The organism is Streptomyces carpinensis (genome assembly GCF_002154505.1).
Taxonomy (GTDB): domain Bacteria; phylum Actinomycetota; class Actinomycetes; order Streptomycetales; family Streptomycetaceae; genus Streptomyces; species Streptomyces carpinensis.
Genome location: NZ_MUBM01000098.1, coordinates 1 through 18,167 on the forward strand (window position 1 = coordinate 1; position 18,167 = coordinate 18,167).

At 72.1% G+C, this 18,167-nt stretch carries 13 protein-coding genes and 2 pseudogenes; 8 read left to right on the forward strand and 7 right to left on the reverse strand.

All coding sequences use genetic code 11. The features are described 5' to 3' along the window. On the reverse strand, positions 1-225 hold a 225-nt coding region (locus BZY54_RS14820), incomplete at its 3' end, for a hypothetical protein (protein ID WP_208640656.1). A 520-nt stretch (positions 226-745) separates the two neighbouring features. On the opposite strand from BZY54_RS14820, the gene BZY54_RS14825 reads away from it, so the two are divergent. Then, positions 746-3,337: an ATP-binding protein gene (locus BZY54_RS14825; RefSeq protein ID WP_086725655.1), complete on the forward strand. Its 2,592-nt coding sequence runs from the start codon at positions 746-748 to the stop codon at positions 3,335-3,337. An 87-nt stretch (positions 3,338-3,424) separates the two neighbouring features. On the opposite strand, the pseudogene BZY54_RS14830 reads toward BZY54_RS14825, so the two are convergent. Beyond that, positions 3,425-4,635, reverse strand: a pseudogene (locus tag BZY54_RS14830) (RNA-guided endonuclease InsQ/TnpB family protein); the annotation flags it as partial. Between the two features lie 179 nt (positions 4,636-4,814). Here BZY54_RS14830 and BZY54_RS14835 point away from each other — a divergent pair. Beyond that, the gene (locus BZY54_RS14835) at positions 4,815-5,726 is read left to right on the forward strand and encodes a hypothetical protein (RefSeq protein ID WP_086725656.1); all 912 of its coding nucleotides are present in this window, start codon (positions 4,815-4,817) and stop codon (positions 5,724-5,726) included. Positions 5,727-5,746: 20 nt separating this feature from the next. On the opposite strand, the gene BZY54_RS14840 is transcribed toward BZY54_RS14835, so the two are convergent. After that, positions 5,747-6,442 (reverse strand): alpha/beta hydrolase, encoded by a 696-nt coding sequence (locus tag BZY54_RS14840; protein ID WP_086725657.1) that lies wholly within the window; start codon positions 6,440-6,442, stop codon positions 5,747-5,749. Between the two features lie 402 nt (positions 6,443-6,844). Between BZY54_RS14840 and BZY54_RS50870 the strand changes: the two genes are divergently transcribed. From BZY54_RS50870 to BZY54_RS14860, 6 genes are all read left to right on the forward strand, one after another. Next, positions 6,845-7,015, forward strand: coding sequence for a hypothetical protein (locus tag BZY54_RS50870; RefSeq protein WP_158103868.1), 171 nt, complete (start codon positions 6,845-6,847; stop codon positions 7,013-7,015). Positions 7,016-7,020: 5 nt separating this feature from the next. Then, a complete protein-coding gene (locus tag BZY54_RS14845; protein WP_244217171.1) occupies positions 7,021-8,703 on the forward strand; it encodes a sugar ABC transporter ATP-binding protein in 1,683 nt (560 codons plus the stop codon). Beyond that, the gene (locus tag BZY54_RS14850; RefSeq protein WP_086725658.1) at positions 8,700-9,812 is read left to right on the forward strand and encodes an ABC transporter permease; all 1,113 of its coding nucleotides are present in this window, start codon (positions 8,700-8,702) and stop codon (positions 9,810-9,812) included. Before BZY54_RS14845 ends, BZY54_RS14850 begins: the two co-directional genes overlap by 4 nt. 4 nt (positions 9,813-9,816) lie before the next feature. After that, entirely contained in the window at positions 9,817-10,815 is a 999-nt protein-coding gene (locus tag BZY54_RS14855) for a substrate-binding domain-containing protein (RefSeq protein WP_086725659.1), read from the forward strand. A 38-nt stretch (positions 10,816-10,853) separates the two neighbouring features. Next, on the forward strand, positions 10,854-11,048 hold the full coding sequence (locus BZY54_RS50270) for a hypothetical protein (RefSeq protein WP_143668055.1): 195 nt from the start codon (positions 10,854-10,856) through the stop codon (positions 11,046-11,048). A 277-nt stretch (positions 11,049-11,325) separates the two neighbouring features. Next, complete coding sequence (locus BZY54_RS14860) at positions 11,326-13,836, forward strand: glycoside hydrolase family 172 protein (RefSeq protein WP_086725660.1); 2,511 nt, start codon at positions 11,326-11,328, stop codon at positions 13,834-13,836. 659 nt (positions 13,837-14,495) lie between these two features. On the opposite strand, the gene BZY54_RS14865 is transcribed toward BZY54_RS14860, so the two are convergent. The 4 genes and pseudogenes from BZY54_RS14865 to BZY54_RS52230 form a co-directional block, all read right to left on the reverse strand. Beyond that, the gene (locus BZY54_RS14865; RefSeq protein WP_086725661.1) at positions 14,496-15,743 is read right to left on the reverse strand and encodes a ketosynthase chain-length factor; all 1,248 of its coding nucleotides are present in this window, start codon (positions 15,741-15,743) and stop codon (positions 14,496-14,498) included. Further along, complete coding sequence (locus BZY54_RS14870) at positions 15,740-17,005, reverse strand: beta-ketoacyl-[acyl-carrier-protein] synthase family protein (RefSeq protein WP_086725662.1); 1,266 nt, start codon at positions 17,003-17,005, stop codon at positions 15,740-15,742. The genes BZY54_RS14865 and BZY54_RS14870 overlap by 4 nt, the downstream gene beginning before the upstream one ends. 10 nt (positions 17,006-17,015) lie before the next feature. After that, a complete protein-coding gene (locus tag BZY54_RS14875) occupies positions 17,016-17,786 on the reverse strand; it encodes a thioesterase II family protein (RefSeq protein WP_244217172.1) in 771 nt (256 codons plus the stop codon). Positions 17,787-17,964: 178 nt separating this feature from the next. Next, positions 17,965-18,167, reverse strand: a pseudogene (locus BZY54_RS52230) (hypothetical protein); the annotation flags it as partial.

The following is an 18,167-nucleotide window of genomic DNA, read 5'->3' on the forward strand; positions in this document are numbered from 1 at the left end:
GTTGTTGTTGTTGTTATTGTTGTTGTTCCCGCCCCTGCGGTTGTTGTTGTTGTTATTGTTGTTGTTTCCGCGCTTGCCGTGGTTTCCGTTGTCGCTCGGCGCCGTCACGTGGACGTCGGTGTGCGTGGGGGCGGCGATGGCGTTGGTGGGCGCCAGGGCACCTCCTGCGGCCAGGGCAGCCGATGCGGTCAGTATTGCCGTGCGCTTCATGAATTTGTTGATCACGGTGATTCCTTTCGGTGAGTGTGAATCCTTGTCGGTTCGCAGCCCATTTCGATTACGGAGGAAGTTCTCCGTGAAACGCGCCGCTGGGTCGGTTCCCGACGGTTTCGAATGAGTCCGCCCGTTCGACCTGAGGGCTTGATCAGTCCGGGCACTCCGACCGCTTCTCCCCTCCGGAATCCCGTGACCCGACAGACGATGACAACCTGGTTCGTCCTCGTTTTTCGGCTGGCTCCGCTGCCGGAGTCCTTGTCGGGGGATCGGGGGCGAGATGCTCTTACGGGCGGCTTTGAGCCGCGAACCGGGAGATCCGGCTTGTGGAACTCTCTGGCCAGCGTGCCCTGCCGCAGCCGGGGGCACATCGGGTGAGCGCCCCAAGTTTTGCCCCGCCCCGCCCCACGTTGTGCCGCGGCACACCCCAAGTTCCATCCCGGCTTCCCGTGACACCGACCCACCGGCCGGCCCGTCTTGATCGGTCTGGATCTTTTGCGCGGCTCCGGCCACGGAGGGAAACTGGCTGGTGATGGACCTGCTAGAGCGAGAGGCCGTGCTCCGGGACCTCACCGGTCACCTGCAGGTGGCTGTGGGTGGCCTTGGACGGATGGCTCTTGTGCGCGGCGAGGCCGGCGTCGGCAAGACCTCCGTTGTCCGGCGCCTGGCCCAGTTGGCCGATCCCCGTGTCCGGGTCCTGGTCGGCGCGTGTGACCCGCTGGCCACACCCCGCCCCATGGGCCCTCTGATGGACCTGGCCCCGCGCCTGGGCCGGGCGGTGCGCACTGCCCTGACCGGGGCGCTGGCCGGCACCTGCCGTTCTGATGAGGTCTTCGACTGCCTGCTCGCCGATCTGAGCGGCTACCCCAGTCTGCTGGTCGTGGAGGACGTCCACTGGGCCGATGAGGCCACGATGGACCTGCTGCTGTACCTGGCCCGGCGCCTGCCGAGTGTTCCGGCGCTGGTGGTGGCCACCTACCGCGACGACGAGATCGGCCGCAACCATCCCTTGACGCCTCTCCTGGGCACCCTGGCCGGCTATCCGTGGGTGCACCGCCACGACCTGGCCCCCTTGAGCCGCCGGGCCGTGGCCCAATTGGCCACGGGGCACGCCGTGGACGCCGAACAGCTCTATCACGTCTCCGCCGGCAACCCCTTCATCGCCACCGAGATCCTGGCCGCCCCCGCCGAGACCATCCCGGCCACGGTGCGTGAGGCCGTCGCCGGCCGCCTGGCCGGCCTGTCGGCCGCGGCGCGCATGGTCGTCGACGTGCTGGCCGTCCTGGGGCACCGGGTCTCGCCGCCGCTGCTGGCCGCCGTCCTGCCGGATCCGGAGGAGGCGCTCCAGGAGGCAGTGGCCTGCGGAATCCTGCGTACCAACGGGCAGGTGAGCGAGTTCCGCCATGAGCTGGTACGGCAGACGGTGCTGGAGGCGGTCCCCGCCGCCTACCGCCTGCGGGTGCACCGGCAGGTGCTGACGGCGATGCGGTCCGGCCCGGTCGCCGCGGATGATCTGGCGCTGCTGGCCGATCACGCCGAGGCCGCCAGGGATCCGGCCGCGGTGCTGGAGTACGCGCCCGAAGCGGCCGTCCATGCCGCCGCGCTGGGCGCGCACCGGGAAGCAGCCGCCCAGTACGTGCGTGCTCTGCGCTACGCCGACCGCCTGCCGCCCGACCAGCACACCTGTCTGCTGGAGGGGCATTCGCAGGCCTGTCTTCTGGCCAGCCGGCTGGAGGAGGGGATCGCTTCTCGCCGCATGGCGGTGGAGCTGCGCCGCGCGGTGGGCGACCGGCTGTGCGAGGGGGAGGACCTGCGCTGGCTGTCGTGCTGGCTGTGGCCGGCCGGGCGGACCGCCGAGGCCAGACAGACCGGTCTGGACGCGGTGCGGGTGCTCGAAGGGCTGCGGCCGGGCCGGGAGCTGGGCCGGGCGTACCTGAACCTGTGTCAGCTGTCCTGCTACGAGCACGAGGCGGTGGCGGTGACGTCCGCCTATGCCGAGAAGGCGATCGCTCTGGGCGAGCGCTTCGGTGATGCGGGGGTGGTCGTCCAGGCGCGTTTTCATGCCGCGGCGGCGCGGATGCTGTGCGAAGGGGGCGGCTGGGAGGACTGCGAGCAGGCGGTGTCCGGCGCGATGGCGCAGGATCTGCCGGTGGACGCCGGCTTCCTGGCGCTCATCATGTGCTGGTTCGCCGCGCTGCAGCGTGATGGCGACCGGAGCGCGGCGGCGGTGAGCCGGGCGGAGGCCTACTGTCTCGATCGCGATCTGCTGTTCTACCTGCTGTGCACGAGGGCCTGGGGCAGTTGGGGGCTGCTGAACCGGGGCCTGTGGGGCCAGGCCGCCGACTGCGCGCAGAAGGTTCTGTGCCATCCCAGCTCGCCGCCGGTCGTCCAGGCGCTGGCCTTGACCGTTCTGGCTCTGGTGCGGGCCCGCCAGGGCAAGGCCCAGGTGCGGCCGCTGCTGGAGCAGGCGGCGGGCCTGGTCGACGCCGACTGTCTGCTGGGCACGGGCCTGGGGTGGGAGGCGCGCGTCGAGGCGGCCTGGCTGGCCGGTGACCACGAGCGGGTGCGGGCGGAGGCGCGCAAGGGTCTGGTCGCGCTGGCAGGGCGCACCCATCCCTGGCTGTCCGGGCCCCTGGCCTGCTGGATCCGACGCGCCGGAGGAGTGCCCCCGCAGGTGCCGGCGGCCGAACCCTACGCGCTGGAGCTGGCCGGTGACTGGGCCGGCGCCGCGGCACGATGGGACGCGCTCGGCTGCCCGTACGAGGCCGCGCTGGCCCGTCTGGCCGGTGACGCACCCGCGCTGCACCAGGCCCTGGCCGCCTTCGAGGCCCTCGGCGCCCGGCCTGCCGTGGCGCGCACCCGCGCCGTGATGCGCACCCGCGGTGTCCGCCTGGTGCGGCGTGGCCCGCGGGCGGCCACCCGGGCCAATCCGTACGGGCTGACCAACCGGGAGCTGGATGTGTTGAAGCTGCTGGACGAGGGCCTGTCGAATGCCGAGATCGCCGCCCGTCTCTACATCGCCCCCAAGACCGCGGGGCATCACGTCGGCTCGGTACTGGCCAAACTCGGCGTCCACACCCGCCATGAAGCCGCCCGCAAACTCCACCATTCCGAGCGCCGGTAGGGCTCCGCGTCGAAGGCTCCCCTTCCCTGGAAGGGAGGGGATTCTCCGCCCTCCAGGGCTGAGCGGGGATGTACGGCTCAGCCCTGCCGCCCGGGCCGGCGGCCCCGGCGGTCCTACGCCCTGGGCACCGTCCGGGTTCCGACCTGCCCGGACCGGCCTCACGCGGGCGGAGTTCTTGTCCCTGTTGGACACGGCTCCCCACACGGTGCAGGTATACGTCCTCATCGAAAGAGGTAGTGCGTGCTTGGTTCTCGCTCCGCACTGCGCACAGTCCATCGTGGTGTGCGCCGGGTGCACGAGAGGGGACGTCTCGCGCGTGTGCGGCCCATCTCGACCAGGGCACGCTTCGTCGCGGCGACGGCGGCATCGGCCGCCTTGCGGGCCATGGTGGTCTTCGCGAGGAATTTCGGCCTAAAGTCCTCCACCGCAACCCCGTCGTGGCCGCGCATCACACGCTTGGCCCACTTGCGGGCGGTGTCCTCCCGCTGCCGGGCCACCTTCTTGTGCAGCTTCGCTGCCTGGGCTCGCGCCAGCCGATAGCCGGCGGATACGGGCTGCCCCTTCGGACGCCGCCGCCGAGCCATCATCCGCTGGTACTTCGCAAGCCTGTGCGCGGCCCGCTTACCGTGCTCGCCATGCGCAAGGTCGTAGGCATCGTCCGTGGTGGTGGCGGTCTCCCTCACACCCCAGTCCACGCCCAGGACGCGGCCGGTCCCAGAAAGCGGCTCGACCTGAGCCGGGACGACGAAGGACGCATGCCAGTGGCCGAGGCTGTCCTGGTACACGCGCACACTGGACGGGTCCGCGGGCAGCTGACGCGACCACACCACCCTCAGGACGATCCCGGCTGCCAGGTGCAGCCGTCCGGCATCAAGCCGGAAACCGCGCCGGGTGTAGTTCAGGCTCGGCCGCGCCTCCCGCTTCCTCTTCCACCTGGGCATCCCGGCCCGGCGGTGCACCGGAAGCCGGTCCTTGATGTCCTTCAAGGCCTTCGCGCGACACGTGGCGAAGTCCCGTATCACCTGCTGCTGAGGCACGCTCGCGCCCTCAGCGAGCCAGGGCGTCACCCTGCGGGCCTCGGTCAGCATCTTGTCGAGCCGAGCCGGACCACACGTCAGCTTCTCGCCACCCGCTGTGCCCTGCACGTGGACCTGCTTGGACTTGGCCACGCATTCGTTCCAGATCCAGCGGCAGCGATCCCACTCGGCTTCGAGCCGGCGCCTGGCCGTCTTCGACAGGCGCACACGGAAGGTGTACCGGGCATACCCGGTGCCCTTCGTAGTCGCTCCTGTCGTCATGCATCCGAACCTACCCGAGAGGACTGACAGTTGAGAATTCTCGATCACCGCGGGCGACATCACCGCCGTGCGGGGTGGACACCGGATCACCCCGACGGCGACCCGGCTACCCCTGCCCTGCTCCGCAGGAGCCCGATTCCTCCCCGGCCTGAAGACCGGGGCATCCTCGGAGGAACCCGGTGAACACGCTGCGCAGGACCGTCCGTCGGGCTCTGCTCGTCCTGCTCCTTTGCAGGCTCGTGCTCGTGCTGTGCCTGGCGTCCGGGGCAGTCATACCTGTGCCGGTGATGCGCGCGGTCGAGGCCTCCCTGCTCGCTCCCGCCGCGGCGCTGGCGGGATGGCTGATCGCGGACTACCGCCGCCACCGGCGTGAGGGCATGGCCCAGCGGGCGGCGGCGCTCGAGGCGGTACGGGACACGGTCCCGGCCGCCCTGCGCCGCCTCACCCTCCACGAGGTCCGGCTCTTCACCAGCTGCTGCCGCTGGCTCACCCGCCGCCCGCCGCACGGCACGGGTCCCGAAGACCTCGCGGTGAGGTACGCGGCGAACCAGTCCGCCATGATCTACGGTTTTCTCTTCGTCTCGGTCGTGGAGACGGTGGCGCTGGCACTGGTCATCCCCTGGCCCCTCGTGCACACCGTCTTCCTCGTGATCGACATCTGGGGCTGCTACTTCGTCGTCGCCCTGCACATCTCCTGCGTCGTACGCCCGCACGTGGTGGCGGCGGACGGCTCGCTGCGCCTGCGCTACAGCGTGCTGCTGGACATCCGCATCCCGGCGCGGCTCATCGTCCACGCCCGGGTGGAGCGCCGCGTCACCAGCGGCGGCGGCCTGGGGAAGCTGCACGACGACGGCTCGCTGGATGTGTCGGTGGGCGGGCAGACCACGGTGACGGTGGAACTGAGCGAACCGGTGCGCTTCGTACGCCCGCTGGGCAAGGAGGCCCAGGCGCGGGTGCTGCGCTTGTACGCCGACGATCCCACGCCGGCGGTGGCCGCGCTCACCTCGGGCACCAAGCACACGAACGCCACCCCGCCCGCCGCCGCCGTCCGCTCCGGGACATCGACGCCGGCCCCGCGACCGGGACACTGAGCGGCACCACCCCCGAGTGGTCAAGCCGTGCCGGCGAGCTCGACGAGGTGCCGGGCCGTGCCGGCGGGGTCGATGATCTGGTGGAGGTGTGCGCCGGGCAGGTGTGCCACACGCCAGCCGCGTGCGCGTGCTTCGGCGGCCGGGTCGTCGTACGGAGGGCCGAACAGCACGTAGGAACAGGGGTGGTCGTCCCAGCCGTCGGGGACCGGGATGTGCTGCTCGTAGTAGGACAGCGGCAGGCGGGGCTGCTCCTCGATGACGGTGTGCCGCACCACCGGATCGCAGAACATGGGGGCGACGTCCTCCTCGTCCCACCAATCGGTCCAGCGCGGCAGCCTTCCGTTCGCGGCCATGAGGCGGAGGAACTCCAGCAACTCGGGTGTGACGACGGGGGTCGGTCCGGTCCGGGACGGCAGTGCGGCGTCGACGAAGACCGAGCCGGTCACCGGATGGTCGAGGCCCGCGCGGATCACCGGGAGGAACAGGCCCGCGTTGCTGTGGGCCACCAGCGTGAGGGGGCTGCCGGCCGGGACCTGCCGCAGATCGTCGCGGACGGCGTCCACGATGCGGGGCCAGTAGGGCGGAGCGCCGGCGCCTATGTGCAGCAGGGACGGCACCCGCACCCGGTGTCCCGCCGACGTCAGGTGTTCGGCCACGGGCTGCCAGGTCGAGGGGCCCACGGACGGGCTGTGCACGAGCACGAAGATCGGCTGCATGTGACGATCGTGCCGCCCATGCCATGGGAGGCACCACTGTCTTGGCTGAGAGCAGAGCGCTTCGGGCCGGAAGATGCCCTGTGCCGTCCCGCCGCAGCGCGGCCTCATCTACCGCCGTACGGCAGGCAGTTGTGTGCCGGTGTGCCCGCACGGTCGGGCATCGCTGATCGCCGGTCAACTTCCCGGCCCGGGCCCTGTCTGCAGGGGGTCGGGAAGCCGCCTCCCAGAGTCTTGACACGTCCCTGGCAGCGACCCTACGTTTCCGCGTGAAATGGATTTCAAAGCAGGGGGCGGATTCGGCCGATCCATGCCTCTCCTGGCTCGCCATGTCTCGTAGCACGCTCGCAGTTCTTTCCCAAAAATCAGTGAAATCGGTTTCGCATATATCGCTCAGGAGTGTCTGTGACCATGGTCGGACGGGCGAGCCTCGCCCTGCGGACGGACGGTGCCGGCGGACGCCCGCACGGGGTGGGCGAGGAGGGGCACGTCGTCGAGGTGCGCGCCGGTGACTTCTTCCCCGGCCGCTTCGGCTGCTTCGGCCGCCGAAGCGTCTTCGGTCAGGGACAGGGGTGACCCGCGTGGCTGACGGGACCGCCCAGGCGCCGCCCCTGCTCGCCATGCGGGCGATCGGCAAGTCCTTCCCCGGTGTCAGAGCGCTCTCGGGGGTCGATCTGACGGTGCACGCCGGAGAGGTCGTGGCGCTGCTCGGCGAGAACGGCGCCGGAAAGTCGACGCTGATGAACATCCTCGCCGGCGTGCACTCCGACTACGAGGGGACCATCGAGTGCCTGGGCGAGCCGGTCGCCATCCACTCGCCCCGGGACGCGGCACGGCACGGCATCGCCATGATCCACCAGGAGCTCAACCTGGTGCCGGAACTCTCCGTCGCGGAGAACGTGTTCCTGGGCCGGGAGCCCACCACGGTGCGGGGCACCGTACGCCGCAAGGAGATGGAGTCCCGCACCGCCGACCTGCTCGCGGGACTGGGCCTCGACCTGCCCCCGCGGCGTGCCGTCAAGAACTGCCGGATCGCCGAGCAGCAGCTCATCGAGGTCGCCAAGGCCCTCAGTCTCGACGTACGGCTGCTGGTGATGGACGAGCCGACGTCGGCGCTCGCGGACGCGGAGGTGCGTCGCCTGCACGCCGTCATCCGCAGCCTGACCGCCCGCGGGGTGGGCATCGTCTACATCTCGCACCGTCTGGAGGAACTCGAGGAGATCGCCGACACGGTGACCGTGCTGCGCGACGGCACATGCACGGGCCGCCGTGCCATGGCGCACACCGACCGGGCCGAACTCGTACGGCTCATGGTCGGACGTCCGCTGGACGAGCTCTACCCGCGCCGGGCGGAGCAGGCCACGAGCGCGCCGCCGCGGCTGGCGGTGCGCGGCCTGACCGTCACGCCGCCGGACGGGAGCCCGGCCGTGCACGGCGTCGACCTGACCGTGGCCCCCGGGGAGATCGTCGGTATCGCCGGCCTCATGGGGGCGGGCCGCAGCGAGGTCCTGCAGGCCATCTTCGGGCAGTACGGGGCTGCCGCACGGGGCGAGTTCACGGTCGACGGGCGCCGTTACCGGCCGCGCAGCCCCGGGCACGCCATCCGCAGCGGTCTCGCGCTCGTCGCGGAGGACCGCAAGGCGCAGAGCCTGGTGCTCGGCAACACGGTCCGCTTCAACAGCTCGCTCGCCGCGCTCGGCCGGTTCGCGACGCCGTGGCGTACGGTGCGGCGGCGGCGCGAGACAGAGGCCGTACGCGAGCAGGTGACCGCGCTCGCGGTCCGCACGCCCGGCCTGGAAACCTCCGTCGGGCTGCTGTCCGGCGGCAACCAGCAGAAGGTCGTGCTCGCGAAGTGTCTGCTGACGCGGCCCAGTGTGCTGCTGGTGGACGAGCCGACCCGCGGTATCGACATCGGCGCCAAGGCCCAGATCCACGCCCTGATGGACCGTCTCGCGTCCCAGGGCACCGCCATCCTCGCGGTTTCGTCGGAACTGCCGGAACTCATCGGGATGTGCGACCGGATCCTCGTGCTCTGCGAGGGCCGTCTCACCGGCGAGTTCCACCGGGATGCGGCGCGCGGCCCGGTCGCCGACCAGGAGGCGATCCTCACGGCGGCGATGGCCCGGCGTGCGGTGGCCGCCGCCCCGTCCGGGCGCACCGCCGGACCGGGCGCCTTGGGGTCCGTAGCCGCACCCAGTCCCGTGTCCGATGCCGCACCCGGCACGGCCTCCCACGAACTCCATCCCAAGGAGCCCGGCTCATGACGAGCGTTCTCAAGGCCGCCCCCGACACCACGGGAGCCGCCGCACCCGGGCGGTTGCGACGGCTCCTGCCGCTCTTCGGGTCGATGCAGAGCTATATCGGCCTGGTCCTCATCTTCGTGGTCGGCGTCGCCACCAAGGGCGACATCTTCCTCGACCAGACCAACCTCACCAACGCCATCGGCAACTTCGCCTCGCGCGGCATCCTCGCCGTCGGCGTCACCCTGGTCATCATCACCGCCGGGATCGACCTGTCCGTCGGCTCCGTCATGGGCTTTGCGTCCATGGCCGCGGCGATGATGCTCTTCCACCACGACATGCCGGTCTGGCAGATCGTCCCCCTGTGCATGCTCATCGGCGCGGCCTTCGGAGCCGTCAACGGTGTGGGCACTACCTGGCTGCGCATCCAGTCCTTCGTGATGACGCTCGCCATGCTGTCCATCGCCCGCGGCCTGGACCGGCAGATGTCGGACAACGCCTCCGTCGGCACCACCGTCGCCGGGTCCGACGGCAAACTCACCCCGAACTCCGAGGCGTTCCAGAGCCTGGGCACCCCGGGGCACAACGTCCTGGTCGGCATCCTCGGCCCGGACGGCATCTACTTCCCCGTCCTCGCCTTCTTCATCGTGTGCGTCGTCTTCCATCTGGTGCTGTCCAGGAGCCGGTTCGGGCGGCACGTCTACGCCGTCGGCGGCAATCCCACCGCCGCCCGCCTGTCCGGCATCAACGTCACCTTCGTCGTCATCGCCGTGTTCACCCTGTCCGGGATGCTCGCCGGGTTCGCCGGACCCATCGACGCCGCCTACAGCGCCTCCGCCGACCCGCTGGCCGGCAACGGCTACGAGCTGGACGCCATCGCGGCCGCCGTCATCGGCGGGGCGAGCCTGGCCGGCGGCAAGGGCACCATCGCCGGCACGTTCGTCGGCGCGCTGATCCTCACCCTGCTCGACAACGTCCTCGGCCTCAACGCCGTCAGCGACAACTGGCAGCTGGTCATCAAGGGTTCGATCGTCGTCTTCGCGGTCGTCCTGCAACGCCCCGACCTGCTGGGCGGGCTGCGCCGCCGCATCACTCACCACTCCCGCACCGACCGCCTGACCGAGGAGAAGTAAGGCCATGACCAGAAAAGCGCTCACCGCCGTCGCCGCCCTGTGCGTCGCGGCGCTCGCCACCGGCTGCGCATCCAAGACGGACACCGCCGGCAGCGCGGGAGGCAAGGACAAGAGCGGCAGCGGCGGCCAGTTCGTCATCGGCTACTCGCAGTCCAACAACGCCGAGCCGTACCGCCAGCAGCTCAACAAGCAGCTCCAGTACTACGTCAAGCAGCACAAGAACCTGAAGCTGCTGCCCATCACCGACGCCAAGCAGGACAACGCCACGCAGGTCAGTCAGGTGCAGAGCTTCATCCAGCAGAAGGTCGACCTGCTGATCGTCTCGCCCAACGAGCCGGCCCCGCTCACCCCGCCCGTCGAGCAGGCCTGCAAGGCGGGCATCCCCGTGATCATCCTGGACCGTTCCGTCAACACCGACTGCTACACCGCCTTCATCGGCGGCGACAACTACCAGATCGGCAAGAAGGCCGGCGAGGCGGCGGTGAAGGCACTGCCGAACGGGGGCGACGTCGCCGAACTGCGCGGTGTGCTCTCCGCCCAGCCGCAGATCGACCGCGACAAGGGCTTCCGCGACGCCATCACCGGACACGGCATCAAGATCGTCGAGTCGCGTGAGGCCAAGTGGACGCGGCCCAACGCCATCCAGATCATGAACCAGTGGCTGGCCCGCGGCACGAAGATCGACCTGGTCTACGCCCACAACGACGACATGGCGATCGGCGCGTACGGCGCGGCGGCCGGCGCGGGCAAGGCCTCGAGCATGAAGTTCATCGGCATCGACGGCCTGGCGATCCCCGACGGAGGCATCCGCGCCGTGCAGCAGGGCCACCTGCTGACCACCTTCGTCTACCCCACCGGCGCCAAGGAGGCCGCCGACGCCGCGTACGCGCTGTCGCAGCATCAGAAGGTGGCCAAGAAGCAGACCCTGGGCACCGTGGAGATCACCCAGGCGAACGCCGCCAAGGTCTACGAGGAGTTCGACATGAGCTCCAAGACCGGCTGAGGCCCCGGGCCGGCGCACCCTCCCCTGGCACGCTCCGCATGGCCCGCCACCCCGGCGCGGCCACGCCCGACCCCCAGGACACGACAGCCATGACCTCCGCCGTCTCCCGCACACCCCGTGCCCAGCCGCCGCCCGGCATCGGCACCTGCACGGGCGGCGCGCCCGCGCCGGACGGCACCCGCGCCGGCCGGGCCCGGCCCGCACCCCGGAGGTTGGGCCGGCGCTCGTCCTGACCAACTTCCAGCACTGCTGCCGGCACGAAAGCGGACAGCGGCGTGCCCGGGGCCGGCTTGCGCTGCCCCCGGGCACGCCGGCGGCCGGCACGTCCGCCCCCGGGTGTACGGCCCGGCGCGCTCCGCGCCGGGTTGCCAGGCACGCCCGCGCCGGGTGCGCCCCGGGCCCTGGTCTCCCGCCGTCCGCGTCTTTGCCCCGTCCCGCTCCGGCGGGCCGGACAGCACGAGGACAACGCACACCGAATCCGCCCACCGGGCGCGCTCTGGAAAGGACGCCATGAAACGCAAACCATGGGCACGGCACGCGGCGACGGTCACCCTCGCCCTCGCGGCAGCCCTCGCCTCGGGCACGGCGACGGCCACCGCGGGGGACGTCCCCGCGGCCCGGCACGCCGACGCCGCAGCCGACGGCAAGGGGCCCGTCGGCTGGGACACCTACCGCCACCTGGACCGCCTGGGAGAGCTTGCCACCGGCGTCACAACCCAGCAGTTCTCCAGCTTCGACCGCGCCGGCGGGAACGACCACGACGGTTTCGACGGACGGTACTCCTGTCTGCGCACCGTGGCCGAGGGCTGCGTCATCGCCGAACACAGCGGGCCCGGCGAGATCGGGGCGATCTGGTTCACCCGCGACGGCGGCGACGTCACCCGGACCGGCACCATCACCATCGAACTCGACGGCAAGACGGTGCTGCACGCATCCCTGCAGGACGTCGTCGACGGAAAGCTGGGCGCGCCGTTCACGGCGCCGCTCGTGGCCAACGCCGACGCCTCCTCGGGCGGCGTGCTCATCGAGGTGCCCATGACGTTCCGCCGGTCCATGCGGATCACCACCGAGCACAACCCGCAGTTCTACCACGTCTCCTACCGCACGTTCGCGGACGCCGACGGGGTGAGCACCTTCGATCCCGCCGACCCCGCCCAGGACGTCGTCGACCGTCTCAAAGCGGCCGGAACACAAGACCCCAAGCCCGCGCTGCCCGGTGCCCGCACCACCACACGCACCCTCGACCTCGCCCCCGGGCGCACCCAGACCCTCGCCACGGTGACCGACCCCGGGCTGCTGACCGCCCTCCAGGTCGGCCTGCCGCAGGCCGACTACGTCACACCGCGCACCGAGACCGACAACGGCCGCGCGTTCGGCGCCGGAGGCTCCAGCGAGTTCACCCTCGCCGTGGACCCCGCCAACGAAGGCGTCACCCTGACCCGGCGGCTGGACCCGGGGATCGGCCGGCAGGTCGCCGACGTCTACGTGGACGGCCGGCTCGCCGGCCGGTGGAGCCCCAACGAGCCCGTCGGCGGCGGACTGTGGGCCGAGCAGAGCGTGCAGCTGCCCGCCTCCCTGACCGCCGGCAAGTCCCGTATCACCGTCAAGAACGTCTTCGTCTCCTCCGACCTCGACTACAACGAGTTCACCTACTGGGCCGACAGCAGCGTAGGCGGGCAGAGCCACCGCACCGACACCGTCGACGTCGGCACGCCCGCCTCTGAGCAGGACCACGCGTACCGCATCACCGCGCCCACCTGGCAGGGTGAACGCACCTTCGGCTATCCGCTCGACGACGAGCAGCGTGCCCGGCTCACCGCGACGCAGAAGCTCCTGCAGGGCCTGCGTCTTCGCATCTCCTTCGACGGCCGCCGCACCGTCGACTCACCCCTGGGCGAGTTCTTCGGTTCCGGGCACGCCCTGGCTCCCGTCCGCTCCCTGATGTTCGGCATCGACCCCGCCACGCGCACCTTCAGGGCCTGGTGGCCGATGCCGTTCGCGCACAGCGCCGAGGTCCAGCTGTACAACGGCTCCACCACCGCCGTCACCGCGGGCACCGCCGCCGTCACCTCTGCGCCCTCCGCCGCCCACGCACGGGCGGTGGCCGGCAGAGCCGAGGGGTACTTCCGCACCCAGTCCCACGCCGCACCCACCACCCCCGACGTGAGCTGGCCGTTCCTGCAGGCCACCGGCCGGGGCAAGTTCGTCGGCGTCAGCCACACCATGACCGGGGAGACCAACCGCAACTACCTCGAGGGCGACGAGCGCGTCCTCGTCGACGGCTCACGCACCCCGCAGCTGCACGGCACCGGAACGGAGGACTTCTACCAGAGCGGCTGGTACTTCAACCGGGAGACCTACACCCAGCCGTTCAACGGCAACCCCACCCACCTCGGCGCCTCGACCGGATGCGCCGCCGACCGCGACTGCACCGGCGCCTACCGGCTGCAGATCCACGACGCCGTCCCGTTCACCCGCTCCATCGCGTACTCCATCGAGCACGGACCCATCAACGACAAGCAGGCCGACTACTCCTCCACCGCCTACTGGTACGGCGCCGACGAACCGGGCGCACACCGCACCGACACCCTGCGCATCGGTGACCGCGCCGACGAGAAGGCACACCACTACGCCTCCACCGACCCCGGTACCGTCACCACGCTCGACTCCGTCTTCGAGGGAGACCAGACACACCCCGTCCACCTGACGGCGGCGACCCGCGCCACCCACGCGCCCGTCAGCTTCGTCCTGGCCACCGACCCCGGCAACAAGGGAGTCGAACTGCGCCGGACCTCCGACCAGCAGGCCGCACACCAGCAGGTCCAGGTCACGGTGAACGGCCACCGGCTCGCGGACTGGTACCAACCTCTCGGCAACACCGAACGCCGCTGGCTGGACGACACCTACCTCATCCCGGCCGCCGTCACCCACGGCCGAAAAGCCCTCACCATCACCCTGACCCCGGTGGCGGGCGCCCCCGACTGGTCGGCTGCCTCCTACACCGCCTACGGCCTGAGCTGACCCCGTCACCCACACCGGCGGGCGGCCCCTGCGAGGGAGAGGGCCGCCCGCCGGCCTGTCCTTGCGGCAGCGCCCCGACCGGTCAGCGGCGGGCCGTTGCCGCAAGGCGTCTTGCGTGCCCTGGTGCGCGAGACCGGCCGGCAGCGAAAAACAAGGGGGCCCGTTTCTGACGGGCCCCCTTCTTCGCGTGCTGGCGGTGCGGCGGCGCGCCCGCGACGGCACGTCCGCGACGGCTCGGGCCGTCTATCGGTGGCCCGGCGATGAGTTCCGGGGTGGAGCCGGGTCGAGGAGCACGAAGGAGACCGGCGAGAGGAAACCATGGACTGTGCGCAGGCCCCCGCGGCACCCGCCGCGCGTTCATCCCGTCGCCGGCGGACACGCAGGGGCAACCTCCTCGGGACAAGGTGCTCTGGCACTTCACCATGTCGCTGGACGGGTTCGTGGCAGGGCCGGACCACGCGATGGACTGGATGACGGGTTTCTCGTCCCGGCCCGACGTCGGACGCGATACCCCGCATCCGCGGGCTCCGCAGCCGGCCAACGTCACCGGCCGGGCCGGCTGTTCGCCGACCGCGGCTACCACTACGCCAAGTACCGCCGACTTCCCCCCTCGGGGGCCGCCGGGACGCGGGGGATGTCGTCCCGGCGGCCCGGCCCGGTCAGACCGCGCTGAGGACGGCCGCCGAGTTGAAGCCGCCCCGGCCGCGGGCCAGGACCAGGGCGTGGCCAAGGGGGGTCTCACGGGGCGCGGTGACGAGGTCGAGGGGGCAGTCGGCGGCGGGCTCGGCGGTCCCGGTGGTCGGCGGAACCACCTGGTCGCGCAGGGCGAGCAGGGCGGCGGCGACGTCCAGGCAGGCGCCGCCGGCCAGCAGCCGTCCGGTCATCGACTTCGGCGCGGTGACCGGGACGCCCCGGGGGCCGAACAGCGCGGCGAGCGCCTCCGCCTCGGCGCGGTCCGCGGCGCGTGCGCCGGCGGCGTCGGCGAACACCACGTCGATCTCCTCGGGGCGCAGCCCGGCGTCGGCGAGGGCCAGCCGTGCGGCGTCGCCCAGGCGCGGGGTGCCGGGGCCGTCGAAGGTGGCCGCGTACCCGGTGAACGCGCCGTACACGCGGGCGTCGCGCTCGCGGGCGGCGACGTCGCTCTCCAGGACGAACAGGGCGCCGCCCTCGCCGACCACGTGGCCGCCGGCCGCGGCGTCGAAGGGCAGGTAGGCGCGGGAGGGGTCGGTGGCGTGGCTGAGCTCGTCGGCGGCGAGGTGGGCGGCCCAGCCCCACGGGCACAGTGCCGAGTCGACGCCGCCGGTGACCATCAGACGGGCGCCCTTGCGGATCTGCCGCCGGGCGTGGGCGATCGCGTCCAGGCCGCCGGCCTGCTCGGTGACGACGACGCCACTGGAGCCGCGCAGCCCGTGCCGGATGGAGATCTGACCGGTGTTCACGGCGTAGAACCAGGCGAAGGACTGGTAGGCGCTGACATGCTGACCGCCCTTGGACCACAAGGCCTGCAGCTCGCGCTGGCCGAACTCGAAGCCGCCCGCGGAGGAGGCGGTGACCACGCCGCCGCCGTACTCGGGCAGTGCGGCGGGGTCGGTGCCGCAGTCGTCGAGGGCCTCCTTGGCCACTGCCAGCGACAGCCGGGTGACCCGGTCGGTCTGCGGCAGCAGGCGGCTGGGCAGATGCTCCTCGTCGACGAAGCCGGAAACCTCGCCGGCGATGCGCACCGGGTAGCGGGAGGCGTCGAAGCGGGTCACCGGGCGGATGCCGCTCTCACCGCGCAGGGTCGCCGCCCACCATGCCTCGGTGCCCAGCCCGTTGGGGGCGGCGACGCCGATGCCGGTGACGACGGAGCCGGTGGCGGCCCGGGCGCCCGCCCGGGCGGCGGGACGGTCCAGTGTGGCTGTGGTCATGCCGCCTCCTGAAGTCGCGGCCGGGTCAGGACGATGGCGCTCTGAAAGCCGCCGAAGCCGCTGCCGACGCTGAGCACGGTGTTGGTGCGCTGCTCGCGCGCGGTGAGCGGGGTGTAGTCGAGGTCGCAGGCCGGGTCGGCCTCGTGCAGGTTGGCCGTCGGCGGCACGGTGTCGTGCTCGATGGCCAGCGCGCTGGCGGCCACCTCCAGTGAGCCGATCGCGCCGAGCGAGTGGCCGATCATGGACTTGATGGAGCTGACCGGCACCCGGTAGGCGTGCTCGCCGAGGCTGCGTTTGAACGCGGCGGTCTCGTGCCGGTCGTTCTGCTTGGTGCCGGAGCCGTGGGCGTTGACGTAGTCGACGGCGGTGGCGTCCAGGCGGGCCTCGTCGAGCGCCGCGCGGATCGCCTCGGCCATCTCCGCGCCGTCGGACTTCAGGCCGGTCATGTGGTACGCGTTGCTGCGCCCGGCGAACCCGGCGATCTCGGCGTAGACGTGGGCGCCGCGCCGGCGCGCGTGCTCGAACTCCTCCAGGACCAGCACGGCCGAACCCTCGCCGAGGACGAAGCCGTTGCGGGAGCGGTCGAAGGGGCGCGAGGCGGTCTCCGGATCGTCGTTGCGCGGACTGGTCGCCTTGATGGCGTCGAAACAGGCCACGGTGATCGGGGAGATCGGCGCCTCGGTCGCGCCGCTCACCATCACGTCGGCGCTGCCCTCGCGGATCAGGTCGACGGCGTGGCAGACGGAGTCGATGCCGGAGGTGCAGCCGGTGGAGACCAGCGAGACCGGGCCCTGGGCGCCGACCGCGCGGGCCACCTCGGCCGCCATGGAACTGGGCACGAAGTAGTCGAAGAGGTGGGCGACCGCGCGGGTGTGGTCGACCTCCCAGGTGCTGCCGTTCTCGCTGACCACGCCGTACTCGTTGTCGAGACCGGTGGTGCAGCCGACGGCGCTGCCCAGGGTGACGCCGGTGCGCACCGGCTCCAGGGCGCCGGTCAGCCCGCTGTCCTCGACCGCCTCCCGGGCGCTGACGAGGGCGAACTGGGCGGCGCGGTCGAGGCGGGCGGCCTCGGCGGGCCCGAATCCGTGGGCGGCCGGGTCGAAGTCCGCCTCGGCGGCGATGCGCGAGCGGAACGTGCTCGCGTCGAACAGGGTGATGCCGCGCGTGGCGGTGCGGCCCGCGGTCAGCGTGTCCCAGAACGCGCGGGTGCCCACGCCGCCCGGGGCGACGACCCCGATTCCGGTGATGACGACCCGCCTCATCGGTTGTCCTTCACAGTTGTCCTCCAGATATGAGCCCAGGTACGAGCCGAGTGCGCCGCACCACGCGGCAGGCGCGCCCGATCAGTCGGGGTGCGTGCGGGCCGCGGACGAAGAAGTGGTCGCCGGGGACGGTGCGCCGCAGAAGCCGGCCGGTGGTCCAGCGTGCCCAGTCGTCCAGCGCCGCCGGCCCGACGACCGGGTCGCTGTGTCCGCCGACGGCCAGGACGGGAACCGGGAGCGGGCCGCCCGCGGCGGCGCGCAGGGCGGCGGCGAGCCGGAGGTCGTCCCGCAGCAGGGGCAGCACGGAGCGGTACCAGAGGCCGCCGGGGGCGGCGAGCGCGCCGCCGGGCGCCGCGCCGAGGCCGGTCACGAAGCGCAACAGCCCTTCGTCGCTCAGGTCGTCGCCGTGGCGCAGCGGCGCGATGTGCGGTGGGGGGCTCGCGCCGACAGCGATGCAGGCGGGGGCGGGCAGCCCCCGGTCGACGAGCGCGCGGGCGAGGGTGTAGGCGACGATGCCGCCCAAGCTGTGCCCGTACAGCACGTAGGGGCGGCCGTCGGCGACCTGGTCGGCGAGCGGGCCCAGGAGCGCGTCGAGCAGCGCCTCGCGCGAGGTCGCCCGGGGTTCGCGGCGCCGGGCGCCCCGTCCGGGCAGCGGCACGGGCACGGTGGCCACGCCGGGGCCGGTGGCGGCGTGCCAGTGCGCGAAACCGGACACGCCCGCGCCGGCGTGCGCGAAGCAGTAGAGGGTGACCGGCGAGCCGTCCCGCATGGTGTGTCGCACCTCCTCGGCCGCCGTGGGTGGGAGCGCATCGGCTGCCTTCGAGCCTCGCCGACGCACCTGGAGAACAACTCGAATCGGCCACGTGCGCGAACGGCCGGCGGGCGACGGGCCGTTGCGGTGGCAGGGCCCCACGGGTCCTCGGCCGTCCCTGTGCGGTGCCGGTACGGCGGTGCCGGTCTCAAACGGCGCATGTCGTGGTGTGTGCCCTCGCCGACGGGGACGGGAGTGTGGCGGGCGGGCGGGCCGCCGTCGCCGGTGCGCCGCCCGCGTGGGCGGTGGCGTCGAGCGGCTGCCCGGGCTGTTCGGGGTTGTGGTGCCCGGTCACCGCCTGATCGCCGGTCGGGCCGGGGTCGTCGTGCGGCATGCGGCCGGGGGCGGGCT